A 25,428-nucleotide genomic window follows, 5' to 3' on the forward strand; every position below is an offset into this window, starting at 1 on the left:
CATGCTGAAGAAACTGTTTGTCGTGGCAGCCCTTGGGTTGCCGATGCTGGCTGGCGCCGAGGAAATCGGCCAGGTGTCCACTGTCTTCAAGTTTCTAGGGCCGAACGACCGCATCGTCGTGGAAGCCTTCGACGACCCCAAGGTCGAAGGTGTGACGTGCTACCTGTCGCGAGCCAAGACGGGGGGTGTGAAGGGTGGACTGGGGTTGGCCGAGGACCGCGCCGAGGCCTCGATCGCCTGCCGTCAGGTAGGACCGATCAGCTTCAAGGGCGAGCTCAAGGATGGCGATGAGGTATTCAAGGAGCGCACATCGCTGGTATTCAAGACCATGCAGGTGGTGCGCTTCCTGGACAAGAAGCGCAATACGCTGGTGTATCTGGTGTACAGCGATCGCATCGTCGAAGGCAGCCCGCAGAATGCCGTGACGGCGATTCCGATTCTGCCGTGGGCTCAGTGACGGGCAGGTCTGGGTCGATTTGAGTTGGATGCGTTGTGAGTGTTGAGGTGGGGGTGATGGGAGGCGTGTCAGTCCCAGAACCTCAGCTTCGCAACATCCATTGTCGGGGCCGCGCAGCGGCCCCACGATCTCCGTCAGATAACCACTTCACCCTGATCTTCGCGCACCACCACCTTCACCTCCTCCAGCGGGCTGATGAACTTCCAGTCCGATTCGTCGATGTAGATGCCGTTGGGGCCGCTGCCGCCTTCCAGGTCAATGGCCACGTGTGCCGAAACCTGCGGCTTGACGCTCGCCAGGATCGGCACGAAGCCCAGCTGCAGGCTGGTCTCCAGCAATGCCGCCTGGTTGCGTTCGTCGATGTCCGCCGCTTCGTCCAGGTAGTACGGCAGGCGCACACGCCCAGCCAAGTCGCGGTCCATCAGGTGCAGCAACAGGTACATGTTGGTCAGCGCCTTGATGGTCATGGTCGTGCCGTTGGACGCCGCGCCGTCGATGTCGGCGTGGATGATCGGCTGGCCGTTGACCTTGGTGATCTCGAACGCCAGCTCGAACAGGTCCTTCAACCCCAGCTGGTTATGGTTCGCGGCGACCAGGCGCGCCAGGTATTCCTTGGCCTGCTCGTTCCGGTTGTCCTGGTCAGCGTTCTGGGTGAGGTCGAACACCGACAGGGTTTCGCCTTCTTCATATTGGCCAGCACTGTGGATGATCTGGTCGATGTGCTTGAGCGCCTCCTTGTTCGGTGCCAGCACCACACGGAAGCTTTCCAGGTTCGACACCTGGCGTCGGTTGATCTCGCGGTTGAACAGGGCAAGCTGGTGCTCGAGGCTGTCGTAGTCGCTGCGGATGTTGCGCAGGGTACGGGCAATGTCCGTCACGGCAGCGCGACGCGCCTTGGCCAGGGTCAATGCCTCGTCGGTACGGTGGGCATAGGCGTTGACCAGCAACTGCAGGCGGCGCTCCATGTCGTCTTCGCTGTCGAACTTGGCCACGCCTTTGAGGCGCACCTGCGCGTACAACGCTTCGATCTGGTTATCCACCCGCTGCAGGCTCTGCCAGCTGTCCTGGTAGTCGTTGAGCAGTGGCAGCAGGTTGTCCATGGAGTCGTCGATGGCTTCCATGAACGGGGTGCCGAGGGGCAGGTCGGCCGGTAGCAACTGACGGCGGCGCAATGCATCGTCCAGGGTGCGTTGCTTGGACTCCAGGTCACCCAACTGGCGCGCCACCAGTTGCAGCTTGGCCGACAGCTGCTGTACCCGCTCGGTAAACGCATCGCTGGAGCGCTTGAGTTCATCCTGAGCGGCCTCCATTTGTGCGAGCTGTTCGAGCTTGGCAGGCTCTTCGGCGGCCAGGGTCTGGCTGCGGCGGTAGTCTTCCAGGGCTTTCTGGGCGTCGAGTACCTGCTGGTACAGCGCTTCGGTCTGCGCCTTGGAAGCCGAGCGGTCGGCGCTCACTGCCTGCTGGGTCTTGAGCTGGCGCAGCTCCTTGTCCAGGCGCTCCTTCTGATCACGCAGCGCGGCGCGGTCAGCCAGCGCCTGCAAGGCCGGTGGGTCGATGTGGGACAGGTCGATGGACAGGCCAGGCACCTCGAAACGCTCACCCTTGAAGCGGTCGAGCACCGCTTCAAGGGATTTCACCCACAGGTCGCTGTCGTCCAGCTCGATGCCACGCTCACCCAATGGCAGGCTGAACAGGGCACCGTTGAACAGGCGCATCAGGCGGTCGACATCCTGCTGCGAGAACTCTTCGCGCAAACGGGCATAACTGTTGTTGTCGGCGTGATCGAGCTGCTGCTTGACCTGCCTGAGGCGTTTTTCCAGGTCGCCAACGCGCTGGTCGAGGTCTTCGGCACTGAACTGACGGGACTGGGCCAGGGCGCCGGCGAGCTCGTCATGGGCATCCTTGGCCGCCAGCAACTGCTGCTCCAGCACCTTGACGTCATCGACCAAGGCAAAACGATGGCGCAACACCGACAGCTCGCCTAGCCAGCGCTGGATGCCGGTGATTTCACGCTCAAGGCGCATCAGCTCCTGGGTGCCGCCGCGCTGATCGTTTTGCAAGCGGTCCTGTTCACCCCGGTAATGCTCGGCCTGGATGACCAGCTCTTCCTTGCGCGCCATGGCGTAGTCCTGCCAGGTACCCAGCAGGTTGTCGAGCACCGGCGAAATACGGTGCAGCTTGCCGCGCAGGATGTCGCGTTGGGCAACGCCGCCGGCCAGTGCCTCGACCAGTGGGCCGGCGGCGACCAGGGCGTTGTAGTCCTGTTCCATGCGTCGCACATCGCGGAAGGCTTCTTCGCAGGCGGCAATGTAGTCGACACTGCCAGAACGCAGGCTGTGCTCGAAGGCATCGAGGAACAGCTGCTTGAGCTTGGCCGCCGTGATTTCGCGCATGTGCAGCAGGTTGATGAACAACGCGCGGAAGGTCTTGAGGCTCTGCTCGCTGGTCGAGCGCAGCGGGATCAGGGTCAGGTCCAGGGGCACCGAGGTATGACCGCCGACCAACAGGCGGCGCAGTTCGTCCGGCTTGAGCTCGTAGGCTTTGATGCCCTTGCTTTCAAGGTTGGTGAACAGCTCTTTCTGGCGCAGGCACGTGTCGTTCTTCTGATAGTGCGCCAGGTCCAGCTCGCCCTGGTAGGCAAAGAACTGGTGCCCGAAGCCGCCACCCGGCCCACGGCCGACGACCCCGATCACGTGCGGCCCGTGGGGCAGGCTCAGTTCGCAGAGGATGTACGAGGTGTCACTGGCGAAGTAGAAGCGGCGCGACTGCTCCAGGCTGTACTTGCCAAAGCTCATGTCCGACATGCGGGCCAGGATCGGGAACTGCAGGGCGTTGATCGATGCCGACTTGCCCAGGTTGTTGGCGCCGTACACCGACAGCGGGTGCTCCAGCGGGAACAAACCCAGGCTGTAGCCTGCCGTGTTGAGCAATGCGAAGCGGCGGATGCCGTAGCGTTCCTGGCTCATGCGTCGATCTCCTGTTGCTCTTGGCGAATGGCACGAGCCAGGGCCTGTTCTTCGTCTTCCTCAGCCTCGAACGACGTCAGGTCGAGCGGATCGTCCGTGTGTTCGAGCATTGGCTCGGCGTGGTCTTCGGCCAGCACTGGGGTGGGCAAGGGCAGGGCGCTGTGCAGCGTCGCCGCCAAGTCCCGGTCCTGCTGCACGGCCAGGCAAACGTCCAGGAACCGGTGCATCGGCGGCAGGAAACGGTAGATGCCACCTTCTTCATGGGCGAAGCCAAGCTGGGTCATGCGGCGCAGGATCTTTTCTTCCAAGTCCTCGACCGTCTGCACCTCGGCCTGCAGGAACAGGTCACGGTATTTGTCGAGCAACGAAGGCAGTTCGTCGCGACCAACGCTGCCGCCGTCGAGCACCGCGATCGGGTCACGGCCTTGATCGGCCAGGTGCTCGACCAGAATGAAGGTGAACAGCGACAGGCGCTGCGCCGTCTTGTTGACCTGCGCCGCCGTCATGTCCGGCACGAAGTAGTAGAAACCGCGGGTGTCGCACACCAGCTCGAAGCCCAGGGCCTTGAACAGGCTGCGGTACTGGTCCTGGAAGTTGGACAACTGCGCGTACAGCTCCGGGTCGCGGCGGCTGATGTGGAAACCTTTGAACAGCTCGCGGAAGATCGGTGCGAGCTGGGACAGTTCGGAAAGATCAAGATGCATGGGCTGGGCTCGCGTGGGGTTCTGGGGACGCACTGGCGGCGTCTTCGCGGCTGGAAGTCAGGGCGTACGAACGCAGGCTGACGCGGTGTTCCTGGGTGTCGTAGTCACGCCGCTCGAGGCGCTCGCGGTTGAAGCGTTTTTCCCGTGACAGGCGTGAGAACCAGTACAGCAGTTCGTCGGTGGCGCCTTCGGGCTCCTGCTCCAGCAGCCACACCATCAGGTCTGGCAGAGGCAGTGCCTGTTCACAGCGTTCGGTCATTTCCTTGACCGTGCGCGGTGCGCGAGGCTTGGCGTCGGACGTGCTCTTGTGCGCCTTGGGGAAACGCGCTGGCTTGGGCTCGAAGCGTGCCAAGGCATAGACATAGGCTTCGACCTGGCTGGCGCTGCCCAGGAAGGTGCTTTGCGGGCGGGTAAACAACGGCATGGCCGCCTGGGGCAGCGCGTCCAGGCCCTTGCGGCGCACCACCGACAGTGCCAGGGCTGCACCACGGGTAACCGCGTTATGGCGCCGTGCTTCCTCGCGCAGCGGCAGCAGCAGCTCACGGGCATGACGCAGGGTAAGCTGGGCGCTGGTCTGCATCTCCAGAATGCGCGCATGGGTGCGCAGCAGCATGTCGTCGTCGACCAGGTGGCCAAGGCGCGCCTGTTCACCGAGTAGCTTCAGCAGCACGGTCTCGACCTTGCGCACACCTTGCTCGAAGGCGCCGTCGGCGTTGACCAGCTGGATCATCGGCTCGACGTATTCGTCCCAGGTGGCCAGCACCTCGGCATAGCGCTGGCGCAGCGGTATCTGGCGACTGCTGGTCTTGGCCCGCTCGGCGACGGCCACCAGGGCCTGCTCATCGTTGTCGAGCTTCTTCAGCACATCCCGCACGCGCATGTCCAGCAACCGCAGTTGCCGCGCCAGGTCGTCGCTGTCGCGGTTGTCGAAGGCATCCTGGATGTGCCCGGCCAGGCGCTCCAGGTGACGCAGGTAGGCCTCGATCTCCAGGCACAGGCCGAGGCGATGTTCACGGCGCAGGTAGGCGAGAAAATCGTGGATCTGGGCATTGAGCTCGAAGCGGTTCGGGCTCTTGGCAACGGGTACCAGGATGTCCAGGCGGATCCACACATCGAGCAGTTGGGTAATGTCCTGCGGGGTGCTCTCGATCTGCTGGCGGGCCACATGCTGGCGCAGCTCCACCAGGCTGAGGGTGCCCTGGTCGAAACGCTCGCACAGCGGCTCGATCAGGGCCCAGTGTTCGGCTAGGGCACGCAGGACGCGCTTGGGTTCGATCATCGGCTTGGACTCGTGGCCAAGAAAAAGGGGGCGATTGTACTGCATCCGACGGGTTGGTTCTTATCCGCTTGGTCTGTCGTGCGACAGGCTGATCGAACCGCGCGCCTCCTATGGCTTGCCCAGGCAGGCAGGGGATGCGTAAAAAACCGCCGAGCTGATGCGGCACTGGCGAGTCATCGGCGTTAGAATGCGCACCTGTCCCAACCCCCTCGGATGACCGCCTTGCTTACCGAACAACGTCGTCGCGCCTACCTGTCCGCCATGCAAGTGGTGCACTGGCTGCCGCGCGCCGAGCTGCCGTTCGCCGCGCCGTCGCGGCCCGAGCTGCTGCTGCCGTTAGCGCCGCCCGAGGACATCGATTTCGAGCCGCCGCCACGCCAGATAGCCGACAAATCACCTGTTGCCCCCCAGGCACGGGTCGTCGAGCGGCCGAAGATCGAGGTCCCGCGCCCTGGCGTTTCCGCCAAGGCCGCGGCCAAGCCTGTGGAGGCGCCCGAGCAGGCTGCGACCCCTCGCCCAGTGCCGGTACCGCCTCCGCGCTTTGCCTTGCAATTGCTGCGCGCTGGCGATTGCCTATTGCTGGTCGAGCTGGCCACCGGCCAGCCTTTCCAGAGCCGTGACCCGTCCTACCTGCTGCTCAAGGACATGCTGCGCGCCGCTGGCCTACCCGATGCCCCGCAGATCGTGGGTGAGCCAGTGCGCTGGCCGCTGCTGATGCGCGGCAACATGGACCAGGGCCCGGACGCAGCCCGCGATTTTGTACAGGGTTTTGTCCAGGCGCGTCTGGAAGAAGCGCCCTGCACCTGCCTGTGGCTGGTGGGTACGCCGGCGCTGCGCTTTGCTGCCGGCGCCGACGACCAGGCTTATTACCAAACCCTCAAGCTCGACGGCCTGGGCGAGGCGTGGGCCTTGCCGGGCCTGGAACTGTTGATGGACGAGCCGCAGCGTAAAGCGGACGTCTGGAAAGCCATGCGCCAGCTGATGGCGCGCTGGAAACCCGTTGAATGAGTGACTCGATCAGCTTTCGCCCCATGACCGAGGCGGATCTGGATGCCGTGCTGAAAATCGAATATGCCGCGTTCAGCCACCCCTGGACCCGCGGTATCTTTCTGGATGCCCTGAAATCCTATGAAGTCTGGCTGATGTTCGATGGGCAGCAACAGGTTGGCCACGGCGTGATCAACGTGATCATCGACGAAGCTCACCTGCTCAACATCACCGTCAAGCCGGAAAACCAGGGGCGCGGCCTGGGCTTGCGGCTGCTCGAACACCTGATGTCGCGCGCCTACCAGCTCAACGGTCGCGAGTGTTTCCTGGAGGTGAGGGCCAGCAACCCGGCTTATCGCCTGTACGAGCGTTTCGGCTTCAATGAAATCGGCCGCCGGCGCGACTATTATCCAGCTGCGGGTGGTCGCGAGGATGCGCTGGTGATGGCCTGCACGTTGTTCCCGGACTGAGCCAGCGGCAGGGCCGCTGCCGAGACGTGCAGGGGTGTGCCATGTCGAAGAAACGGAGTGTGGTTGCCGCGCTGTTGCTGGCGGTAAATTCGGCGTCCAGCGGGGCCCTGGCCGATGAACGCGACCTGAGGATGTTCGCCCAGTGGGCGGGTGAGCACCCGACACGGCCTTTTCGAGACATGCTCGTGCAGGCACGCGTGTACGGCGTGGTGCCGATTCATCAGCTCTTGCGCTCGGCCTCGGACTGGAAATTGTGCCGGGCTTCACCGTTTGCCGTGCCGCCCAAGCAAAACTGGCCGGCCGTGCGCGCTACGCTGTCGTTGCTCCGAACGCTGGGTGAGCAGGGGGCCTTGCCCGATTTCGAAGTGGTCTCCGCCTACCGTGATCCAGGCCTCAATCGCTGTGCCGGCGGGGCGATCGGCAGTGCGCATACCCAGGCATTCGCCGTGGATGTCCTGCTGGCGCCCTGGGCCGACCCCAACCCGCTGTGCCGTTTCTGGCAGCAGCACGGTCAGGCGTGGGGCATGGGCCTTGGCCGCTACCCGAGCGGTCGCATTCACCTGGACACGGCCGGCTACCGCACCTGGGGCGGTGACGGCAGTGCGGCGTCATCCTTTTGCAGCAAGCCCAGGTGAGTCAGCAATCCCGCTGTGGCTTAACGTGGCCTTTCGCGCGCCCATGTCGCTCGCGCACTGGGCGTGGTTAGCCTGGTAGCTGTCTTTTTGGCGATGAGCGGTGTGAGGTGATTGCGCAGGCTCGCGAAGACCACCTGACTTTCTGGCGGGCAAAGAAAAAGGGCTTACCTTGCGGTAAGCCCTTCGTCTTGTTTGGTGGCTACACAGGGACTTGAACCCCGGACCCCAGCATTATGAATGCTATGCTCTAACCAACTGAGCTATGTAGCCGATGGCGCGCATTATTCTCTTGAACGGCCCCCCTGTCAACACGCTTTATAAAAAAAATTTGCACGCTTTCAAAAACTTAGCGAGCGATCGCGGTGCGCGCAGCGTTATCCATCCCCTGAAAACCCCAAATCGTATGGTTGATCGGCTTCAATTTCGGTATTTACCGGCTCGAGCCCCGGACGCTCTCGGCCCAGTCGGAGCATCCACAGAGCTTTAGAAGAAAGGGCTGGCCAGACCTGATGTAGAAAAAAAGGTAGCTATGTATCTATTTGTATCCCGATAATCGGAGCCCAGCTTTCCGACGGAGATCCAGGCCATGGCCATCCCCAGCGCCGCCCCGGCGTCCACCCAAGCGCAGGCGAGCACCGCTACGCCGTTGGTAATGCGCATCATCGGCTTCTGCGCCTTGGCGCACCTGATCAATGACCTGATCCAGTCAGTGCTGCCGGCCATCTACCCAATGCTCAAGGCCAATTACAACTTGAGCTTCGCCCAGATCGGCATGATCACCCTGACGTTTCAGATCACCGCCTCGCTGCTGCAACCCTGGGTGGGCTTTTTCACCGACCGCCGGCCTACGCCCAACCTGCTGCCCATGGGCACGGTGTGCACGCTGATCGGTATCGTGATGCTGGCGTTCGTCGGCAGCTTCCCGATGATTCTGCTCGCCTCGGCCCTGGTGGGCATCGGCTCTTCGACATTCCATCCCGAAACCTCGCGTATTGCGCGATTGGCGTCCGGAGGCCGCTTTGGCCTGGCGCAATCGACCTTCCAGGTAGGCGGTAACACAGGTTCTGCCCTGGGCCCGTTGCTGGCTGCGGCCATCGTCATCCCGTTCGGGCAAACCCATGTCGCCTGGTTTGGCGTGGCTGCACTGTTCTTTCTCGCCGTGACCCTGATGCTGCGCCGCTGGTACATCGAGCACCTGAGCCAAGCCAAGGCGCGCAAGGTGGTACAGGCTACCCACGGCATCTCCCGCGGGCGCGTGGTTGCCGCGCTGGTGGTGCTGGGGCTGCTGGTGTTTTCCAAGTACTTCTACATGGCAAGCTTCACCAGCTACTTCACCTTCTACCTGATCGAGAAGTTCGGCGTATCGGTCGCCAGTTCGCAGTTGCACCTGTTCCTGTTCCTGGGCGCGGTCGCGGCGGGCACCTTCTTTGGCGGGCCCATCGGCGATCGCATCGGGCGCAAGGCGGTGATCTGGTTCTCGATTCTGGGCGTGGCACCGTTCACCCTGGCACTGCCTTACGCGGACCTGTTCTGGACAACGGTACTGAGCGTGGTGATCGGCTTCATCCTGGCCTCGGCATTCTCCGCCATCGTGGTGTATGCCCAGGAACTGGTGCCCGGTAGCGTAGGCATGATCGCGGGCATCTTCTTTGGCCTGATGTTCGGCTTTGGCGGCATTGGCGCGGCATTGCTGGGCTATGTGGCTGACCTGCGCGGTATCGAATACGTGTACGGGCTTTGCTCGTTCCTGCCCCTGTTCGGGGTGCTGGCGGTATTGCTGCCGAGCACGGGCAAGCGCTGATGCTCAAAAAGGGGCAGGGATGCCCCCTTGACGCCACAGGCACTGAGGCAATTGACGGTATCGCCTGCTCTGGCCTAGAGTGCCGCCTCTTGCTCACTTTCTGCGTAGTAGCCAAAGCAATGCGCCGTTTCCTGTCCTTGCCCTGTCGCCGTCAGCCTGCCCCGGATGGGCTGCGCCGTGCCTGGCCGAGCGACACCGTGCTCAAGCGCCGTCGCAGCGTCCTGTTTGCCTTCACCTTCTCGCCACACCTGAACTGATCAGCGTTCGAACAGCGTCCGCCGTGGTGGTGGGTGCCTTTGTCTGCACGTCTTATCGGTTTGCTGGGAGTGGTTCATGAACATGCGTTTGCTGGCGGGCTTACTGTTCGCCGTTTCGGTCGTGGGGTTCAGCCTGGGCGCGACCCTGCCCCTGGTGTCGTTGCGCCTGCACGAGGCTGGCGCAGGCACCCTTGAAATCGGGATGATTTCCGCCATTCCGGCGGCTGGCATGATGCTGTCGGCCTTTCTGGTTGATGCCTGCTGCCGGTATTTCAAGCGACGCACACTCTACTTGCTGTGTTTCAGCCTGTGCACACTGAGCATCGGCCTGCTGGAACCTGCATTTGCCTCGTTGTGGTGGCTGGCGATCTTGCGCCTGGCGCTGGGCCTTGGCATGGGCATCGCGATCATTCTCGGTGAGTCGTGGGTCAACGAACTGTGCCAGGAGCACAACCGGGGGAAGATCATGGCCCTCTACGCCACCAGCTTTACCGGTTTCCAAGTGCTTGGGCCGGCGATGCTGGCGATGCTTGGTGCCCACAGCCCCTGGATTACCGGCGTGGTCACGGCCTGCTATGGCCTGGCGTTGGCGTGCATCGTGGTGACGGTGCCCAATGACCGGGTGCTGCACGCTGAAGACGACAAGAGCTTCGGCCTGGCCGGCTTCTTTCGCGTGGCCCCGGCGCTGTGCGTGGCTGTGCTGTTTTTCTCGTTTTTCGATGCCGTGGTGCTCTCGCTCTTGCCGGTGTACGCCAGCAGCCACGGTTTTGCCGTGGGTGTGGCGGCGCTGATGGTGACCGTGGTGTTCGCAGGGGACATGCTGTTCCAGCTGCCGCTGGGCTGGCTTGCCGACCGCGTCGAGCGCACCGGCCTGCACCTGGCGTGCGGGGTAGTGGCCATGGCCATTGGCATCGGGTTGCCCTGGTTGCTGAACATGACGTGGCTGTTGTGGCCCTTGCTAGTAGTACTGGGTGCTGTCGCGGGCGGCATCTATACCCTGGCACTGGTGTTGATAGGCCAGCGTTTCAAAGGGCAGGACCTGGTCACCGCCAATGCCAGCGTCGGTTTGTTGTGGGGCGTCGGCAGCCTGGTGGGGCCGCTGATCAGTGGTGCGGCCATGGACGTGGCGCCCCACGGGCTGCCCATGGCGCTGGCATTGATGGCCGGGCTTTTCGTGTGCTTTGCACGGCAGTCTTATCGGCGTGAGCAGCCGTCCTGCACCCCCTCTGAAAGCTAGCGGATTTGCCTGCAGGAACGGCATTGCAGCTCGCTCCGGTGGTTACCAACTGAGCCGTGTCAGTGAGCTAAGCGGCGTCGATGTTGACCCAATACCGGGTGTGGTAAGCGATACGCACTGGCAGGCTGCGGGCCAGTAGCTGCAGGATCTGATTGGTGTCGGCCAGCTGGTAGGTCCCGGAAACCATCAGTTTCGCCACCGCTGGGGCGCAGCGCAGCAGACCGGGCCGGTATCGGTTCAGCTCAGCGACGAAATCTGCCAGCGGCATTTGCCGAACGCTGAGCACACCCTGCGTCCAGCCCCAAGGGTCACTGGGCGGGGTGACGGCTTGATGGCTTCCATTGGCCTGCACGCGCAAGGTCTCGCCGGAATGCACCCGCACTGGCGTAGCACCGGTCATCACCGTGACTTCGCCCCGGCGCACCGCCACCAGCAAGCCGTGATCGCTCTGGCGCACCAGCAGTTGCCCGTCGAGGGTGCGCAGGGTGGCTACTCGGGTATCGATGAAGAACGGGCGTTTGTCGTCAGAATTGCTGTCCAGGCTGACTTCACCGCGCAGAAGCGCCAGGCGGCGTTGGCTCGCCGTGAAGCGCAGGTCGATAGCACTGGCGGTGTTCAGTTGGATGCGGCTGCCATCACTGCCTTGCAATTGTCGGCGCTCGCCGGTGGCAGTGGCACTGTCGGCCAGCAGCTCCGGCAGGCCCAGCGGCTCGCGCGCCATCCAGCCAAGGCCGCTGCCGACCACCAACAAGGCCCCCAGCTTGAGCTGGTCGCGCCGGCTGATGCCCTGGCGCTCGCTGCCTTGCAGGGTACGACGGCTGAGGTCCTTGGGTAGCCCGGCGAGCTCATCGCCCAGGTTGCTGACGCGCTGCCAGGCCAACCCATTGTGAGGGTGCAACGACAACCATTGCTGGAACTGCGCCTGGGCATCCGGCCCTGGGCTGCCGAAGCGTAGCCTCACCAACCAGTCGATGGCCTGGTCGACCCGGGCCTGGGCGGGTGCTTGGTCAGGCGTCGGCATAACGCAACCGGTAGCAAGTCTTCAGCGCCTTGGCCAGGTCGCGCTCCACGGTCGCTTTCGAAACGCCCAGGAGCAAGCTGATCTGGATGATGCTCAGCCCGTCCAGTTGCGCATGCAGAAAGGCTTGGCGAGCACGCGGCTTGAGCTGGTGCAGGGCACGATCGAGGCGCTCCAGGCTATCGAGAATGACCAGCCTGTGTTCTTCGCTCGGGATATCGGTTTCGGGTAGGTGCGCCAGGCTGTCCTGGTAGGCCCGCTCCAGCGCACGGCGACGAAACTGATCGATCATCAGGCCGCGGGCGATGCTGCTGAGGTAGGCGCGAGGCTCTTTCAACGGCGAGGTCTGCCGGGCGCGCAACAGGCGCACGAAGGTGTCCTGGGCCAGGTCGGCCGCATGTTCGCTGCAACCGACGCGACTGCGTAGCCAGCCGCGCAACCACGCATGGTGGGATTGGTAGAGCAGGGCGACCTCGGTCGGTTTGAGCGTGTCGGGAAGCTGCATCGTCGCCACGGTCGGTTCCTGTCGGATGTGATTGTGAATGGTTCTCAATTCTATGCGGGTAAGGCCATGGCGGGCAATGCTGCCTCAGGAATTACTTGCGCAAGATCCGGCAGTCGGCCGATGAGTGGCTGGGTTAAGCTGGCATCTCCACTGATCGATGGAGCCGCTTCAATGTTGATCGACGCCGAACCTTTCGCTTACCGGCAAGCGGCCGAATACCTGGGTGGCCTGGATGCGGACTGGGCGCGGCACATTGCCGCCGTCGGCCCCTGCCGCCACCGTACTACCCCGGGGCGTGAACCCTTCGAAGCACTGGTGAGGTCGGTCGCTTACCAACAACTGCACGCCCGTGCAGGCGACGCCATCCTCGGGCGACTGCTGGCGCTATTTGGGCAAGAGGCTTTCCCCACCCCCACGCAACTGCTGACAGCGGACCCCGCCGCCTTGCGCAGCTGCGGCTTCTCGGCCAGCAAACTGGCCACGCTGCTGGACATTGCCCAAGGCCGCCTGGACGGTGTGGTGCCAACCCGCGAGCAGGCCCTGGACATGCCCGACGACGAATTGATCGAGCGTCTGGTGACGCTGCGCGGGGTAGGGCGATGGACAGTGGAGATGCTGTTGATCTACAGCCTGGAGCGTCTGGATGTGTTGCCGGTCGATGACTTTGGCGTACGGGAGGGCTATCGGCGGCTCAAGGGCTTGGAAAAAGCACCGACGCCTGCACAGATGCGCGCGCTGGGCGCCGCCTGGCGACCTTATCGCACCGTCGCCGCCTGGTACTTGTGGCGGGCCTGAGCGCTTGCCGAACTGCACTTAGTCTAGAAGATGAACATGACAACCTACACCACTCCCGAGCAGCGCTGGCAGGCCGTTGCGGCACGTGTTGCCGAGGCGGCGGACCATTTCGTCTATGCCGTGCGCACCACCGGCATCTACTGCTATCCAGGCTGCAAGGCCAGGCTCCCCCTGCGCAGCAACCTGGAGTTCTTCGAGTCCCCGGCATTGGCCGAGGCAGCGGGCTACCGCGCCTGCAAGCGCTGCATGGGCCGGCCTGCCATTTCGGCGCGTACGCGGCGCCTGGTCAGCGATGCCTGTCGCCTGATCGAGGCGTGCGAGCTACCGCCCAGCCTGGAGCAGTTGGGCGAGCGCCTGGCCGTCAGCCCGTTCCACCTGCATCGGCTGTTCAAGGCGCAAACCGGCCTTACACCCAAAGCCTACGCCGAGGCCTTCCGCGCCCAGCGCCTGAGGAGCAGCCTGGGGCATGGGCAGGGCTCGGTCACCGATGCCATTTTCGAGGCGGGCTACAACTCCAGCAGCCGCTTCTATGCCGGGGCTGAGCAGCGGCTGGGCATGCCACCCCGGCAGTTTCGCGCAGGTGGTGCCGGGGTGACCATTCGCTTCGCCGTGGGCCAGTGCTCACTAGGTGCCATCCTGGTTGCCCAGAGCGAAAAGGGCATCTGCGCGATTTTGCTCGGCGATGATCCTGAGGCGCTGGTGCACGCCCTGGAAGACCAGTTCTGCAACGCCGAGCTGATCGGTGCCGATGGCGCGTACGAACAGGTCGTGGCGCAGGTCATCGGGTTCGTCGAGGCGCCGGCGCTCGGCCTGGACCTGCCGCTGGATGTGCAGGGCACCGTCTTTCAGGAGCGCGTGTGGCAAGCGCTGCGTGAAGTACCCCCTGGCTGCCGGGTCAGCTACAGCGACATCGCCGAGCGCATAGGCGCCCCCAAGGCGGTGCGGGCAGTGGCCAAGGCCTGCGCGGCTAACCGTATTGCCGTGGCCATTCCATGCCACCGGGTGGTGCGCCGGGACGGCGACATCAGCGGCTACCGCTGGGGGATCGAGCGCAAACGGCAATTGCTGGCGCGCGAAACAGCCCTCTCCTGATGGCCCGAAGCGGCGTAGAATCGCTCGCCAGATCGAATTGCAAAGAGGAATGTTCGATGAGGCGTGTCAGCCTTTCCCGCTTTAGTCACAGCGTGATGCTGTTGCTGGCGCTGATTGTGACAGTGTCCAACCCAGCCTGGTCGGCACCTGCCCCTGCGACGACGGCGCAGGCTGCCGCTGACGCACCGGCACTGGACGAAACCGCGAGCGTCGACCAGCTTAGCGACCGACTGGACCAGATTCGCCAGGGCGTCACCAGTGATGCCAACGACGACCTGCTGGCGCAACTGCGCATGGCGGCCGTGCAGGTCCAGCGCCAGGCCGATGCTTTGAGCACCCAGCGTGCAGCCGATGCGCAGAAGGTGGACGATCAGTTGAAGGTCATCGGCCCCGCTCAGCCGGACGAGCCTGCGACCTTGACCCAGCAGCGCAAGGCGCTGGAGGCCGAGAAGAAAACCCTGGCGACCCAGCAGGATCAGGCCACCAAGCTGACCCAGTCGGCGCGGGACCTGTCCACGCAGATCGTCAACCTGCGCCGCAGCCTGTTCAACTCGCAGATATCCAGCCGGGCAGCGTCGCCGTTGAGCCCTGCGTTCTGGCAGAGCATGATCCGCCCTACCCAGGACGATGTGGCACGGCTGCATGACCTGCGCGGCGAGATCACCGACGCGCTCGACAGTGCCCTGAGCGCTGAACACCGCTGGCTGTTCTTCACCAGCCTGATCGCTTCGATCCTGGTATGGACCTTGGTGCGGGGTTTGCTGGAGCGGCTGCTGGCAAGGTCCATGGTGCGCTGGTTACCGGAGGGACGCTTGCGTCGCAGTGCCTTGGCCGTGGGTGTAAGCCTGGCAACCCTGGGCACCATTGCCGGCTCGGTATCGTTGTTGCGCTGGGGCGTTGAAAGCAGTGCGCAACTGGGTTCGGACCTGGCCAGCCTGACCGATCATATTCTTGCCCTGGTGGTGTTCAGCGCCTTCATTACCGGACTTGGCCGGGCACTGTTGATGTTGCAGCGTCCCTCCTGGCGTTTGCCGGCGATTGCCGACGAAGTGGCCGAGGCCCTGGGCTGGTTCCCCAAGGTGCTGGCACTGGCCTTGATGGTGATGATGACCCTGGAGCGGATCAACAGTGTGATCGGCGTCAGCCTGGCCCTGACCGTGGCGGTCAATGGCCTTACTGCACTGGTGGTGGCGTTGATTTTCGCCGGCGCCCTGATGACCTACCGCCGTGCTCGGCGTCGGCATGGCATTGACCGGGCGACGGGCCTGGCCGGCTTGATCCCGTTCGTGATGGTGGTGTGGCTAGCCGCGATCCTGCTATCGCTGATCACCGGGTACCTCACCCTGGCCTATTTCCTCACAGCCAAGCTGCTATGGGTAAGCCTGGTCGTCACGTGCGCCTACTTGCTCACAACGTTCCTGAGTGATCTGTGCGAAATGCTGCTCTCGCCTCGCCAACCGGGTGGCTTGGCGCTGGCCTCGACGCTGGGCCTGGCACCACGGCACCAGGCGCAGGCGAGCACGGTGCTCGCCGGCATTGGTCGCACCGTCGTGGTGATCCTGGCCCTGCTGCTGACCTTGATGCCGTCGGGCACCAGCCCCAGCGAACTGTTGCTGAGCCTGGGTGACTGGGATGGCACGGGCGGCAAGCTACTTGGCAACCTGAACATCGTGCCCCAGGACATCGTGCTGGCGCTTGGCATACTGGTAGGCGGGATGCTGGCCATTCGTGTGGTCAAGCGCTGGTTGAGTGAGCGCCTGCTGCCGGAAACCGACATGGACGCCGGCATGCGCGCCTCGCTGGTCACCCTGGTGGGTTACCTGGGCTTCCTGTTCCTGGCCATGCTGGTGATGTCGACCCTGCACATCAACCTCACTAGCCTGACCTGGGTGGTGAGTGCCTTGTCGGTCGGTATCGGCTTCGGCCTGCAGCAGATCGTGCAGAACTTCATCTCCGGCCTGATCCTGCTTACCGAACGCCCGGTCAAGGTGGGTGACTGGGTGAGCCTGGCGGGTGTCGAGGGGGATATCCGTCGCATCAACGTGCGCGCCACCGAGATCCAGATGTCGGACCGCTCCACCGTGATCGTCCCTAACTCGCAGTTCATCTCCCAGAACGTGCGCAACGTGACCATGGGCAATGCCCTTGGCGTGGTCGGTATTACCCTGACCTTGCCCCTGGACACCGACGCCAACCGGGTCCGTGAGCTGCTGCTGACCGCCTTCCAGGAGCACGAGGCCATCCTCGAAGCACCGGCACCATCGGTGTCGTTCAAGGACCTGACCAATGCCGGTATGGTGATTGGCGTCAGTGGTTATGTGGCAGGGCCGCGGTTGGTGGGCGGTGCCCGCAGTGACCTGCTGTTCACCATACTGGGGCGCCTGCGCGACGAAGGTATCGCCCTCTCTGCGCCGCAGAGCATGGTGCTGTTGCAGGACGGGCAACGCCCGGCCGAAACTGAAAACGACGCGTGAATCATGGGCTGCCTGGCAGCCCATCTTGGCGTGCGTATACCACCAGCCGAAGGTGCCGGTCTTCATCGACGGTCAGCGAGGTATGCTCGAACAGCTGGGCCTGCCCATCGATGACCAGTTGGCGTACGCCGCTGCAGGATGCATGCACGTCGTGGGTGCGCCAGCCGGCCTTGAAGGCCGGCGAGACATGCTCCAGTTCGTCCACCAATGCGTGGATATCGGCTTCCTGCGTGGCCCGGGCGAAGTCGCGACGAACGCTTGCCAGCATAATCGGGGCCTGGCTGTCCCAGTCGTGCAAGCGCCCATGCATCGTCGGGTCGGTGAACAGCAGCCAGAGCAGGTTGCGGCGCTCAGGCGGGTGCGCGGCGAAGCCGAAGAGTGCGTCGGCTAGCCCATTGAACCCCAGTACATCCCAGCGCAGGTTGAGGACGAAGGCCGCGTGCGGCAGGTCGTGCATCAAACGCCTCACCAGCGGCGCCTGGCGCCCAGTGCTGCTTTTCTGATCGGTGCACGGGCTGTACAGGGGCTGGCCACCGCGCTGCTGTTCCCTCAGGTCTATGCTTCGATTCGGGTCAACTTCGACGCCCAGGACAGCCGCCGCGCCTTCGGCTTGCTAGGGATGACGCTGGGGCTGGCTGCCCTCGCAGGCCAGGTGCTGGGCGGCTGGATGGTACATGCTGACCTGTTCGGATCAGGCTGGCGCAGCATCTTTTTGATCAATGTACCCATTGGGTTGCTGGCTTTCGTGGCGGCGCGCTACATCCCCGAGACCCGCGCGCTCCAGCGCCCGGACCTGGACCGGGCAGGCGTGGCGCTGGTCAGCGTCGGCCTGGCATTGCTACTCGTGCCGCTGATCGAAGGACCGGGGCAGGGGTGGCCTGCCTGGAGTTTCTTCGCGCTCGGCCTGGCATTGGGCTTGCTCGCGCTGTTCAAGCGCCAGCAGCAACGGCGACGAGCGACCGGCAGGTTGCCCTTGGTGGACATGCAACTGTTGACGCAGCGCCGCTTTGCACTGGGCACGCTGCTGGTGCTGGTGGTCTATTCCACATCCAGTTCCTTCTTTCTGTGCTTCGCCCTGCTGATGCAGAGCGGGCTGGGTCTGGATCCCTTCATGGCGGGCAGTATCTTCGCACCCTGCAGTGTGGGTTTCGTACTGGCATCGCTTGCTGCCCCGCGGCTGGTTGCGGGCTGGGGAATACGAGCGATCGTGGTAGGGGCCTTGCTGTACGCGCTGTCGATCGGGTTGCTGATTGCCCAGGTCCAGGCGGCAGGCGCACAGTTGGTGCCCGTTTGGCTGATCCCGGTACTGATCGTGGTAGGTGCGGGGCAGTGCAGCAGGTCGGTGCGGCGCTGGGGGTGGCCGTGGTGGGGATTTTCTTCGCGGCGGCGCTGCCAGGGGAAGGCTTGGTCGTTCAAGCCGGCCAGTATGTGCATGCGTTTGTGGCCGGCATGCTCTACAACCTGGGTGCCGCGGTGATGGTGATCGTCTTGCTGGTGATGCTGGCAGGCGAGCAGCGGTCTGGGGGAGGTGAGTAAGCCGCACGCACTGGCGCCGTGCTCCCGCTTTTTGCGGGCTTGAATAAAAACAGGAGCGTTCGGCAGACCCTCAATTGGGCTGCTGAACGCTCCTGCTTATTTACGCTGCGGTTAAGCGTCGATCAAACGTTGAAGCGGAAGTGCATCACGTCGCCATCTTTGACGATGTAATCCTTGCCTTCCAAGCGCCACTTGCCGGCTTCCTTGGCGCCGCTCTCACCCTTGTACTGGATGAAATCGTCATAGGCCACGACTTCGGCGCGGATGAAGCCTTTCTCGAAGTCGGTGTGGATCACCCCGGCCGCTTGCGGGGCAGTGGCACCTACGCGCACGGTCCATGCACGTACTTCCTGCACGCCGGCGGTGAAGTAGGTCTGCAGGTTCAGCAACTCGTAACCGGCACGGATCACACGATTCAGGCCAGGTTCTTCCAGGCCCAGGGCCTCGAGGAACATGTCCTTTTCTTCACCGTCGTCCAGCTCGGCGATTTCCGCTTCGATCTTGTTGCACACCGGTACGACCACCGCGCCTTCTTCCTCGGCGATGGCGTTCACCACGTCCAGGTGCGGGTTGTTCTCGAAACCGTCCTCGGCAACGTTGGCGATGTACATCACCGGCTTGCTGGTCAGCAGGTGGAAGCTACGGATCAGGGCCTTTTCATCGGCGCTCATCTTCTTCATCAGGCTGCGCGCTGGCTTGCCTTCGGTGAAATGCGGGATCAGCTGTTCCAGAATGGCCTTCTGCGCCAGGGCGTCCTTGTCGCCACCCTTGGCGTTGCGGGCCACTTTCTGCAACTGCTTTTCGCAGCTGTCGAGGTCGGCAAAGATCAGTTCGAGGTCGATGATCTCGATGTCGCGCTTGGGATCGACGCTGTTGGAAACGTGAATCACGTTCTCGTCTTCGAAGCAGCGCACCACGTGGGCGATGGCGTCGGTCTCACGGATGTTGGCGAGGAACTTGTTGCCCAGGCCTTCGCCTTTCGAAGCACCGGCCACCAGGCCTGCAATGTCGACGAATTCCATGGTGGTGGGCAGGATGCGGTTGGGCTTGACGATTTCAGCCAGCGCATTGAGGCGCGCATCGGGCATGGGCACGATACCGCTGTTCGGCTCGATGGTGCAGAAAGGGAAGTTCTCTGCCGCGATGCCAGACTTGGTCAGGGCGTTGAACAGGGTGGACTTGCCGACGTTGGGCAGGCCGACGATGCCGCAATTGAAACCCATGGGTATTCCCCTCTCTAAAGGAAATCAGGCCTTCTGGCTGTGCAGCTCGCGCATCGCCTTGGCGAAGTCGCCAGCGAGCACGTCCGGCAGCACACCGAGGGCAAAGTCGATGCTGGCGTCGAGCTTCTCCTGCTCGGCGCGCGGTGCGCGGCCCAGGACGAAGTTGGAGACCAGCTTGGCGTCGCCTGGATGGCCAATACCGAGCCGCAGGCGATGGAAGTCGTTCTGGTTGCCGAGCTGCGCGATGATGTCGCGCAGGCCGTTGTGCCCGCCATGGCCGCCGCCGCGCTTGAGCTTGGCAACGCCGGGAGGCAGGTCGAGTTCGTCGTGCGCCACCAGGATGGCCTCCGGTTTAATCCGGAAGAAATTGGCCAACGCCGCCACGGACTGGCCGCTACGGTTCATGTAGGTGGTGGGGATCAGCAGGCGAACATCGTTGCCCTGATGGCTGAATTTAGCCGTCAGGCCGAAATATTTCTTATCAGCGGTCAGCGAGATGCGCTGGGCGCTGGCAATGCGTTCAACGAAAAGAGCCCCTGCGTTATGCCGGGTCTGTTCGTATTCGGGGCCGGGGTTACCCAGGCCGACGATCAACTGGATGGCGGTCACGTCAGGGGCTCTTCCTTGGAGTTGGTGGGTTACAGGGCGCGCGGCACTGTAACCCGATCAACGCCGGCGTGCGAGTGGATTACTCGGCAGCGCCTTCTTCCTCAGCTTCAGCGGACACGCGTGGTGCGTGAACGTTGGCAACTGCTTTGTCATCACCGTGGGCCAGAGCGACGAACTCTACGCCTTTCGGAGCTTTCAGGTCCGACAGGTGGATGATGGTGCCGATTTCAGCATTGGCCAGGTCGACCTCGATGAACTCAGGCAGGTCTTTGGCTTCGCAGGAAACTTCCAGCTCCGACTCAACGTGCGAAACTTCGCCGCCTTTCTTGACCGGGCCTTCTTCGTTGATGAAGTGAACCGGTACCTTGGCGGTCAGTTTCTGGCCTGCAACGACGCGGATGAAGTCGGCGTGCATGATGAACTGCTTGGCCGGGTGGCGCTGCATGGCCTTGATGATGACGTTCTGCTTGACGCCGTCAACGTTCAGTTCGATGACGTGGCTGAAGGCAGCTTCGTTTTCGAACAGCTTGGTGATTTCCTTGGCCACGATGGTCAGGGATTGAGCTTCTTTATCACCACCGTAGACTACGGCTGGGATGCTGGCGGAGTGACGCAGGCGGCGGCTCGCACCTTTCCCCAGGTCAGTACGCGCTTGGGCGTTCAGAGTGAAATCAGTCATTTTGTTTCTCCAAAATAGCCCCCCGAGGGCGTTTGCGACCAGCGCCAACGGGGATGGCAAAAAAGCCCCGCCCCAGCAGATGTGCTGGGGCGGGGCGCTTTTCGTCAGCGAGCGTTCCGCTTAGCGGAACATCGCGCTGATCGATTCTTCGTTGCTGATGCGGCGAACCGCTTCGGCGACAACCGGTGCGATATCCAGCTGGCGGATACGGTCACAGGCTTGAGCAGCGGCGGACAGTGGAACGGTGTTGGTCACCACCAGCTCGTCCAGGACCGACTTCTCGATGTTCTCGATCGCGCGGCCCGACAGGACAGGGTGCGTGCAATAGGCGTAAACCTTGGCAGCGCCGTGCTCTTTCAGGGCTTTGGCCGCATGGCACAGGGTGCCGGCGGTGTCGACCATGTCGTCTACCAGGATGCAGGTGCGCCCTTCGACGTCGCCGATGATGTGCATCACTTCGGAGTGATTGGCCTTTTCACGGCGTTTGTCGATGATACCCAGGTCGACACCCAGGGACTTGGCGACAGCACGTGCGCGCACGACACCACCGATGTCCGGGGAGACAATCATCAGGTTCTCGAAACGCTGGTCTTCGATATCGTCGACCAGTACGGGCGAACCGTAGATGTTGTCGACCGGGATATCGAAGAAACCCTGGATCTGGTCAGCGTGCAGGTCGACGGTGAGTACACGGTCGATACCCACGACAGTGAGCATGTCAGCGACGACTTTGGCGCTGATGGCTACACGTGCCGAACGCGGACGGCGGTCCTGGCGGGCGTATCCGAAGTAAGGAATCACGGCGGTGATTCGGGAAGCTGAGGAGCGGCGGAAGGCGTCGGCCATCACTACCAGTTCCATCAGGTTATCGTTGGTCGGTGCACAGGTCGGCTGAATAATGAAGACGTCTTTACCGCGGACATTTTCATTGATCTCAGTGCTGATCTCGCCGTCGGAGAATTTACCGACAGAGACGTCACCGAGAGGGATATGCAGCTGACGTACGACACGCCGAGCCAGATCGGGGTTAGCGTTCCCCGTAAAGACCATCATCTTGGACACGCGCAGTACCTGAAGGCTGAGGGTATACCTGGATGAGTATAAGGAAAATGGCAGGGGCGGCTGGATTCGAACCAACGCATGGCAGGATCAAAACCTGCTGCCTTACCGCTTGGCGACGCCCCTGTATCTGTTGCTGCGAGCGCTAGGCACTCGACTTCTTGACCAGACTTTGCAGCTTGCGATGCAACATCGAAATATTGCTTCCTTTCGCCACAAACCCTGTTTGGGTCGCTGAAAGAAGGGCCAGAACTTTATCAGCTTCGGCTTTGCTTGGGAAGGCCCCAAACACACAACTTCCAGTTCCGGTTAGTCGAGCCTCTGTGAATTTTCCCAGTGCGTTCAGCGCGTTGCGAACTTCCGGGTAATTCTGCTCTACCACCGGTTGGCAGTCATTTCGACTGTTTCCCTTGGGAACGGGGCGCATCTTAAGGGGGAGAGAATCACGTGTCAACTGCGGATGTGAAAAAATTTCTGCTGTGCTTACAGACACTTGCGGAACCAGCACCACATACCAGGGTTGTTCCGGATCGACCGGCGTGAGCTGTTCGCCCACACCCTGGGCAAAGGCGGCATGACCGCGAACGAATACCGGTACATCGGCACCCAGGCCCAGGCCCAGGGCAGCCAGGCGATCTTCGTCCCAATCCAGTTGCCACAGGTGGGCAAGGCCAAGCAGGGTGGTGGCGGCATTCGAGCTGCCGCCGCCGATGCCGCCACCCATTGGCAGCACCTTGTTCAGCCAGATGTCTGCGCCCAGGGGCGTGCCCGATTGGGCCTGCAGCTGGCGAGCGGCACGCACGATCAGGTTGCTGTCATGGGGCACGGTATCGAGGTCGCTGTGCAGGCGGATCATGCCGTCCTCACGCACAGCGAAGCTTAGCTCGTCGCCGTGGTCGAGAAACTGGAAGACCGTTTCAAGCTCGTGGTAGCCATCGGCACGGCGGCCAATGATGTGCAGCCACAGGTTCAGCTTGGCCGGCGCGGGCAGGGTAAGCGCTTGCATCGACTCAGTGCCCCAGCTGGCGGGGCTGCCAGTCCTTGACCACCAGGGTCACGTCCAGGTCCTTGCCGTGCAGCTTGAGGCGTTCGGGCAGCCAGTAACCGTTATGCTCGGCATAGCTCAGGTACTCGACCTGCCAGCCGTCCTGTTCAAGGCTGGCCAGGCGGCTGTCGCCGTCGAGGGTCAGCTTGCTCTTGGTGTCCGGCGCTGGCAGGCCGCGCACCCACCAGACCAGGTGGGAAACAGGCAGCTTCCAGCCCAGTTGCTCTTCCAGCAGCGCTTCGGGGCTGGTGGCTTCGTAGCGGCCCTGGTTGGCCACTTCCAGCACCACGGCGTCAGGCCGGCCGGTCAGGCGTGCGGCCCCACGGCCCAGCGGCCCGGCCAGGCGAATGTCGAAGTAGTCCTGGCGCTGCAGCCAGAACAGGGTGCCACTGCCCGAGTCGCGTGGGGCACGGATGCCCACCTTGCCGTTGATCTGCCAGCCGTCGAGGCTGCTCAACTGCTGTTTGTGGGCACGCCACTGCTGTGGGTCGCCGTGGCCCTGCAAGGCTTCGCGGCTGCCAATGCCGGCACAGCCGGCCAGGAGGGCGATGAGGGTGAAGGTTACGAAATGGCGCAATAGCATGGTCTTAAAGGGTCTCGGATCCGGTCAGGCGTAGGAGGGTCTTGCGCAGCACTGGGCTGTCGGCCTGGGCTTCGAAGCCCTTGGCCCACACTTGGCGGGCTTCGCGCCGCTTGCCGTTGGCCCACAGCACCTCGCCCAGGTGGGCGGCGACTTCATGGTCGGGGAAGCTGGCGAAGGCCTGGCGCAGGTAACCCTCTGCTTTGTCGAGGTTGCCCAGGCGATAGTTCACCCAGCCCAGGCTGTCGAGCACCGCGGGATCGTCCGGGGTCAGCTGATGCGCCTTGTCGATCAGGGCCTGGGCTTCGGCGTAACGATTGGTGCGGTCGGCCAGGGTATAGCCAAGGGCATTCAAGGCCATGGCGTTTTCCGGCTCGCGGGCAATGATGGCGCGCAGGTCCTTTTCCATCTGGGGCAGGTCATCGCGCTTTTCGGCGAGCATGGCACGGGTGTAGAGCAGGTTGAGGTCGTCCGGGTAGCGCTGGATGGCTTGTTGCAGCACCTGGTTGGCCTGGGCGTCCTTGTTATTGTTGCTGTAGCTTTCCGATTCGATCAGGAACAGCTGGATCGCGTAGTCGGGCTGGGCTTCGCGGGCTTCGGCGAGCAGGCGAGAGGCTTCGGTGCCGCGGCCGTTGGCGATCAAGATGTCGGCCTGGCGCAGTTGCGCGGCCAGGTAGTCGGGCCCTGGCCCTACCAGGGCGTACTGGCGCAGGGCACCTGCCGGGTCGTGGCGTTCTTCGTGGATGCGGCCAAGGTTCAGGTGCGCGGCATCGGTGTTGCTGTCGCGTTCGACCAACTCCTGCAGGTAGCCTTCGGCTTCATCCCACTCCTTGTTTTCAAGGCACACCAGCGCCAGGGAATAGCGCAGCTCGTCGTCCTCGGGATACTGCTGGACCAGGCTGACGAATTCGCCCTTGGCGTCGGCGATGCGGTCCTGTTCTACCAGGGTCCGGGCATAGGTCAGGCGCAGGCGCTTGTCGTCGGGGTTTTCGCGAATCGCCTTGCGCAGCAGGGGGAGGGCTTCTGGACCACGGTCCAGGGCTTGCAGCAAGCGAGCGCGCAGCAGGATCGGTGCAATTTCGCCGTTTTGTGGCGCGTGCGTTTCGAGCAGTTCGAGCGCATCTTCGGCCTTGCCGTCCTGATTCAGCAGCAGGGCCTTGCCGAAGATCAACTGACCGTTGTCAGGGTACTTGACCAACAGGCGTTCGAAGCTCTGCAGCAGGCCGTCACGTGTGCTCTGGTCGGTTTCGGCAGCCGACAGGGCCAGAAAATCGAAATGGGTATCGCCCTGGCCTTGCAGGACCTTTTCCATATAGGCCATGGCATCGTCATAGCGGCCTGCGCGGGCCAGCTGGATGGCGGCGGCGCGTTGCGCATCGAGGTTCTGCGGGTCGTTGCGGGCCCAGATGAGGGCGTTGTCCAGCGCAGGTTCATCGGCGCCCAGGTATTCGGCGATACGGTAGGCGCGTTCGGAGACGCCAGGATCCTGGGTTCGCGCGGCCTCATCGGTGTAGTTGGCCAGGGCGATGTCGAAGCGATTGCGTTGCCCGGCAAGCTCGGCTACCAACAGGTTATAGAGCGTATCCTGCTTGAACGAGCCGTACACCATGGGCTTCTCGGCTTCGGGTTTGCCGGCGTCGGCAGCAGCAGGCTCGGCCTTGTGTGCGGGCAGGCTCTGGCAGCCCTGGAGCAGGGCGAAGGCAAGCAGCAATGCGTAGGGTTTGTTCATAGAGGGCTTTAAAAAGGACTCACCGGCGGTGGGAGCATGATGACACAAGCGCGGTGGCAAACCCACCGGGCCAAGGTATGAAGCGGATCCTTCGTTTATGAAGACCGCGACATTAGGATGTGGTTCGGCTTGCAGCGCGGGAGGTGGCCTGGTCCGCGGGTCAGGGACTTGTGCGTAGCCATCGCGCAAGCGCTTGCTGCTGCCAAGCCCGCAGCATACCTGTCCTCATCCCATGCCCGTCCCCGTTCCCATGCTTTTGCTCTTGCTTCTAAGTGCGCGGTAGCTCAGGCG

The 25,428-nt window shown here is 63.1% G+C and carries 24 protein-coding genes and 2 tRNA genes; 11 read left to right on the plus strand and 15 right to left on the minus strand.

The genetic code is table 11. From position 1 onward, the window contains the following. The first annotated feature begins 1 nt into the window (after position 1). A complete protein-coding gene (locus ACF8GB_RS12860) occupies positions 2 to 457 on the plus strand; it encodes a CreA family protein (protein WP_371259680.1) in 456 nt (151 codons plus the stop codon). A gap of 134 nt (positions 458 to 591) precedes the next feature. Here the strand turns inward: ACF8GB_RS12860 and mksF are convergent, their stop codons facing one another. The 3 genes from mksF to mksB are packed head-to-tail and all read right to left on the minus strand — an operon-like array spanning position 592 to position 5,406. After that, positions 592 to 3,423, minus strand: coding sequence for an Mks condensin complex protein MksF (mksF, locus tag ACF8GB_RS12865; protein WP_058603096.1), 2,832 nt, complete (start codon positions 3,421 to 3,423; stop codon positions 592 to 594). Beyond that, on the minus strand, positions 3,420 to 4,127 hold the full coding sequence (gene mksE / locus ACF8GB_RS12870) for an Mks condensin complex protein MksE (protein ID WP_058638610.1): 708 nt from the start codon (positions 4,125 to 4,127) through the stop codon (positions 3,420 to 3,422). The genes mksF and mksE overlap by 4 nt, the downstream gene beginning before the upstream one ends. Next, positions 4,117 to 5,406, minus strand: coding sequence for an Mks condensin complex protein MksB (mksB, locus tag ACF8GB_RS12875; RefSeq protein WP_058638609.1), 1,290 nt, complete (start codon positions 5,404 to 5,406; stop codon positions 4,117 to 4,119). The genes mksE and mksB overlap by 11 nt, the downstream gene beginning before the upstream one ends. A 222-nt stretch (positions 5,407 to 5,628) precedes the next feature. Between mksB and ACF8GB_RS12880 the strand changes: the two genes are divergently transcribed. Genes ACF8GB_RS12880 through ACF8GB_RS12890 form a run of 3 tightly spaced genes read left to right on the plus strand, consistent with a single transcriptional unit; the run spans position 5,629 to position 7,498 of the window. Further along, positions 5,629 to 6,414 carry an energy transducer TonB gene (locus tag ACF8GB_RS12880; RefSeq protein ID WP_078479453.1) on the plus strand — a complete coding sequence of 262 codons (786 nt, stop codon included), beginning with the start codon at positions 5,629 to 5,631 and terminating at the stop codon, positions 6,412 to 6,414. Next, on the plus strand, positions 6,411 to 6,863 hold the full coding sequence (gene rimI / locus ACF8GB_RS12885) for a ribosomal protein S18-alanine N-acetyltransferase (protein ID WP_023533216.1): 453 nt from the start codon (positions 6,411 to 6,413) through the stop codon (positions 6,861 to 6,863). Before ACF8GB_RS12880 ends, rimI begins: the two co-directional genes overlap by 4 nt. A gap of 41 nt (positions 6,864 to 6,904) precedes the next feature. Continuing rightward, positions 6,905 to 7,498 (plus strand): D-Ala-D-Ala carboxypeptidase family metallohydrolase, encoded by a 594-nt coding sequence (locus ACF8GB_RS12890; protein WP_392527134.1) that lies wholly within the window; start codon positions 6,905 to 6,907, stop codon positions 7,496 to 7,498. A gap of 193 nt (positions 7,499 to 7,691) precedes the next feature. Here the strand turns inward: ACF8GB_RS12890 and ACF8GB_RS12895 are convergent. Further along, positions 7,692 to 7,768, minus strand: a tRNA-Met gene (locus tag ACF8GB_RS12895). A gap of 316 nt (positions 7,769 to 8,084) precedes the next feature. Here ACF8GB_RS12895 and ACF8GB_RS12900 point away from each other — a divergent pair. The 3 genes from ACF8GB_RS12900 to ACF8GB_RS12910 all read left to right on the plus strand — a co-directional run bounded on the left by ACF8GB_RS12900 (position 8,085) and on the right by ACF8GB_RS12910 (position 10,793). Continuing rightward, positions 8,085 to 9,299 (plus strand): MFS transporter, encoded by a 1,215-nt coding sequence (locus ACF8GB_RS12900; protein WP_182140280.1) that lies wholly within the window; start codon positions 8,085 to 8,087, stop codon positions 9,297 to 9,299. Between the two features lie 119 nt (positions 9,300 to 9,418). Continuing rightward, complete coding sequence (locus tag ACF8GB_RS12905; RefSeq protein WP_167338938.1) at positions 9,419 to 9,556, plus strand: hypothetical protein; 138 nt, start codon at positions 9,419 to 9,421, stop codon at positions 9,554 to 9,556. 76 nt (positions 9,557 to 9,632) lie between these two features. Further along, a complete protein-coding gene (locus ACF8GB_RS12910) occupies positions 9,633 to 10,793 on the plus strand; it encodes an MFS transporter (protein WP_058603093.1) in 1,161 nt (386 codons plus the stop codon). A gap of 67 nt (positions 10,794 to 10,860) precedes the next feature. Here ACF8GB_RS12910 and ACF8GB_RS12915 read toward each other — a convergent pair whose 3' ends face one another. Beyond that, entirely contained in the window at positions 10,861 to 11,814 is a 954-nt protein-coding gene (locus ACF8GB_RS12915) for a FecR domain-containing protein (protein WP_078479113.1), read from the minus strand. Continuing rightward, a complete protein-coding gene (locus tag ACF8GB_RS12920; protein WP_027915459.1) occupies positions 11,801 to 12,316 on the minus strand; it encodes a sigma-70 family RNA polymerase sigma factor in 516 nt (171 codons plus the stop codon). Before ACF8GB_RS12920 ends, ACF8GB_RS12915 begins: the two co-directional genes overlap by 14 nt. 171 nt (positions 12,317 to 12,487) lie before the next feature. Between ACF8GB_RS12920 and ACF8GB_RS12925 the strand changes: the two genes are divergently transcribed. From ACF8GB_RS12925 to ACF8GB_RS12935, 3 genes are read left to right on the plus strand one after another with little or no spacing between them, the layout of a single operon-like run. Then, the gene (locus ACF8GB_RS12925) at positions 12,488 to 13,111 is read left to right on the plus strand and encodes a DNA-3-methyladenine glycosylase (protein WP_078479112.1); all 624 of its coding nucleotides are present in this window, start codon (positions 12,488 to 12,490) and stop codon (positions 13,109 to 13,111) included. A gap of 36 nt (positions 13,112 to 13,147) precedes the next feature. After that, positions 13,148 to 14,203 (plus strand): bifunctional DNA-binding transcriptional regulator/O6-methylguanine-DNA methyltransferase Ada, encoded by a 1,056-nt coding sequence (gene ada / locus ACF8GB_RS12930; protein ID WP_145256772.1) that lies wholly within the window; start codon positions 13,148 to 13,150, stop codon positions 14,201 to 14,203. 56 nt (positions 14,204 to 14,259) lie between these two features. Then, positions 14,260 to 16,677 (plus strand): DUF3772 domain-containing protein, encoded by a 2,418-nt coding sequence (locus ACF8GB_RS12935; protein WP_078479110.1) that lies wholly within the window; start codon positions 14,260 to 14,262, stop codon positions 16,675 to 16,677. A 1-nt stretch (position 16,678) separates the two neighbouring features. Here ACF8GB_RS12935 and ACF8GB_RS12940 read toward each other — a convergent pair whose 3' ends face one another. Next, positions 16,679 to 17,134: an XRE family transcriptional regulator gene (locus ACF8GB_RS12940; protein WP_194286086.1), complete on the minus strand. Its 456-nt coding sequence runs from the start codon at positions 17,132 to 17,134 to the stop codon at positions 16,679 to 16,681. On the opposite strand from ACF8GB_RS12940, the gene ACF8GB_RS12945 reads away from it, so the two are divergent. After that, on the plus strand, positions 17,117 to 18,154 hold the full coding sequence (locus ACF8GB_RS12945) for an MFS transporter (RefSeq protein ID WP_392527135.1): 1,038 nt from the start codon (positions 17,117 to 17,119) through the stop codon (positions 18,152 to 18,154). The two genes, ACF8GB_RS12940 and ACF8GB_RS12945, sit on opposite strands and share 18 nt — an antisense overlap. 181 nt (positions 18,155 to 18,335) lie before the next feature. On the opposite strand, the gene ychF is transcribed toward ACF8GB_RS12945, so the two are convergent. The 8 genes from ychF to ACF8GB_RS12985 form a co-directional block, all read right to left on the minus strand. Beyond that, on the minus strand, positions 18,336 to 19,436 hold the full coding sequence (gene ychF / locus ACF8GB_RS12950) for a redox-regulated ATPase YchF (RefSeq protein ID WP_392527136.1): 1,101 nt from the start codon (positions 19,434 to 19,436) through the stop codon (positions 18,336 to 18,338). 24 nt (positions 19,437 to 19,460) lie between these two features. Next, positions 19,461 to 20,045, minus strand: a complete 585-nt coding sequence (gene pth / locus ACF8GB_RS12955; protein ID WP_016501511.1) for an aminoacyl-tRNA hydrolase — start codon at positions 20,043 to 20,045, stop codon at positions 19,461 to 19,463. 79 nt (positions 20,046 to 20,124) lie between these two features. Next, positions 20,125 to 20,724, minus strand: coding sequence for a 50S ribosomal protein L25/general stress protein Ctc (locus ACF8GB_RS12960; protein WP_023533244.1), 600 nt, complete (start codon positions 20,722 to 20,724; stop codon positions 20,125 to 20,127). Between the two features lie 120 nt (positions 20,725 to 20,844). Continuing rightward, entirely contained in the window at positions 20,845 to 21,786 is a 942-nt protein-coding gene (locus ACF8GB_RS12965) for a ribose-phosphate pyrophosphokinase (protein ID WP_003247410.1), read from the minus strand. Positions 21,787 to 21,834: 48 nt separating this feature from the next. Continuing rightward, positions 21,835 to 21,909: transfer RNA gene (locus ACF8GB_RS12970), tRNA-Gln, on the minus strand. A 19-nt stretch (positions 21,910 to 21,928) separates the two neighbouring features. Continuing rightward, positions 21,929 to 22,789 carry a 4-(cytidine 5'-diphospho)-2-C-methyl-D-erythritol kinase gene (ispE, locus tag ACF8GB_RS12975; protein ID WP_058638601.1) on the minus strand — a complete coding sequence of 287 codons (861 nt, stop codon included), beginning with the start codon at positions 22,787 to 22,789 and terminating at the stop codon, positions 21,929 to 21,931. A 4-nt stretch (positions 22,790 to 22,793) separates the two neighbouring features. After that, positions 22,794 to 23,411 carry a lipoprotein insertase outer membrane protein LolB gene (gene lolB / locus ACF8GB_RS12980; RefSeq protein ID WP_023533208.1) on the minus strand — a complete coding sequence of 206 codons (618 nt, stop codon included), beginning with the start codon at positions 23,409 to 23,411 and terminating at the stop codon, positions 22,794 to 22,796. 4 nt (positions 23,412 to 23,415) lie between these two features. Continuing rightward, entirely contained in the window at positions 23,416 to 25,137 is a 1,722-nt protein-coding gene (locus ACF8GB_RS12985) for a tetratricopeptide repeat protein (protein WP_392527137.1), read from the minus strand. Between the last annotated feature and the right edge of the window lie 291 nt (positions 25,138 to 25,428).

The sequence above is a fragment of the Pseudomonas sp. xss_4 genome, assembly GCF_043104125.1.
Classification (GTDB): Bacteria; Pseudomonadota; Gammaproteobacteria; order Pseudomonadales; family Pseudomonadaceae; genus Aquipseudomonas; species Aquipseudomonas parafulva_B.

What these genes read in the sequence shown, in the direction of transcription:
- ACF8GB_RS12860 (WP_371259680.1), top strand. Translation starts at nt 2, where the DNA reads ATGCTGAAGAAACTGTTTGTCGTGGCAGCCCTTGGGTTGCCGATGCTG.
- mksF (WP_058603096.1), bottom strand. Translation starts at nt 3,423, where the DNA reads ATGAGCCAGGAACGCTACGGCATCCGCCGCTTCGCATTGCTCAACACG.
- mksE (WP_058638610.1), bottom strand. Translation starts at nt 4,127, where the DNA reads ATGCATCTTGATCTTTCCGAACTGTCCCAGCTCGCACCGATCTTCCGC.
- mksB (WP_058638609.1), bottom strand. Translation starts at nt 5,406, where the DNA reads ATGATCGAACCCAAGCGCGTCCTGCGTGCCCTAGCCGAACACTGGGCC.
- rimI (WP_023533216.1), top strand. Translation starts at nt 6,411, where the DNA reads ATGAGTGACTCGATCAGCTTTCGCCCCATGACCGAGGCGGATCTGGAT.
- ACF8GB_RS12890 (WP_392527134.1), top strand. Translation starts at nt 6,905, where the DNA reads ATGTCGAAGAAACGGAGTGTGGTTGCCGCGCTGTTGCTGGCGGTAAAT.
- ACF8GB_RS12900 (WP_182140280.1), top strand. Translation starts at nt 8,085, where the DNA reads ATGGCCATCCCCAGCGCCGCCCCGGCGTCCACCCAAGCGCAGGCGAGC.
- ACF8GB_RS12905 (WP_167338938.1), top strand. Translation starts at nt 9,419, where the DNA reads ATGCGCCGTTTCCTGTCCTTGCCCTGTCGCCGTCAGCCTGCCCCGGAT.
- ACF8GB_RS12910 (WP_058603093.1), top strand. Translation starts at nt 9,633, where the DNA reads ATGAACATGCGTTTGCTGGCGGGCTTACTGTTCGCCGTTTCGGTCGTG.
- ACF8GB_RS12915 (WP_078479113.1), bottom strand. Translation starts at nt 11,814, where the DNA reads ATGCCGACGCCTGACCAAGCACCCGCCCAGGCCCGGGTCGACCAGGCC.
- ACF8GB_RS12920 (WP_027915459.1), bottom strand. Translation starts at nt 12,316, where the DNA reads ATGCAGCTTCCCGACACGCTCAAACCGACCGAGGTCGCCCTGCTCTAC.
- ACF8GB_RS12925 (WP_078479112.1), top strand. Translation starts at nt 12,488, where the DNA reads ATGTTGATCGACGCCGAACCTTTCGCTTACCGGCAAGCGGCCGAATAC.
- ada (WP_145256772.1), top strand. Translation starts at nt 13,148, where the DNA reads ATGACAACCTACACCACTCCCGAGCAGCGCTGGCAGGCCGTTGCGGCA.
- ACF8GB_RS12935 (WP_078479110.1), top strand. Translation starts at nt 14,260, where the DNA reads ATGAGGCGTGTCAGCCTTTCCCGCTTTAGTCACAGCGTGATGCTGTTG.
- ACF8GB_RS12940 (WP_194286086.1), bottom strand. Translation starts at nt 17,134, where the DNA reads ATGCACGACCTGCCGCACGCGGCCTTCGTCCTCAACCTGCGCTGGGAT.
- ychF (WP_392527136.1), bottom strand. Translation starts at nt 19,436, where the DNA reads ATGGGTTTCAATTGCGGCATCGTCGGCCTGCCCAACGTCGGCAAGTCC.
- ACF8GB_RS12960 (WP_023533244.1), bottom strand. Translation starts at nt 20,724, where the DNA reads ATGACTGATTTCACTCTGAACGCCCAAGCGCGTACTGACCTGGGGAAA.
- ispE (WP_058638601.1), bottom strand. Translation starts at nt 22,789, where the DNA reads ATGCAAGCGCTTACCCTGCCCGCGCCGGCCAAGCTGAACCTGTGGCTG.
- lolB (WP_023533208.1), bottom strand. Translation starts at nt 23,411, where the DNA reads ATGCTATTGCGCCATTTCGTAACCTTCACCCTCATCGCCCTCCTGGCC.
- ACF8GB_RS12985 (WP_392527137.1), bottom strand. Translation starts at nt 25,137, where the DNA reads ATGAACAAACCCTACGCATTGCTGCTTGCCTTCGCCCTGCTCCAGGGC.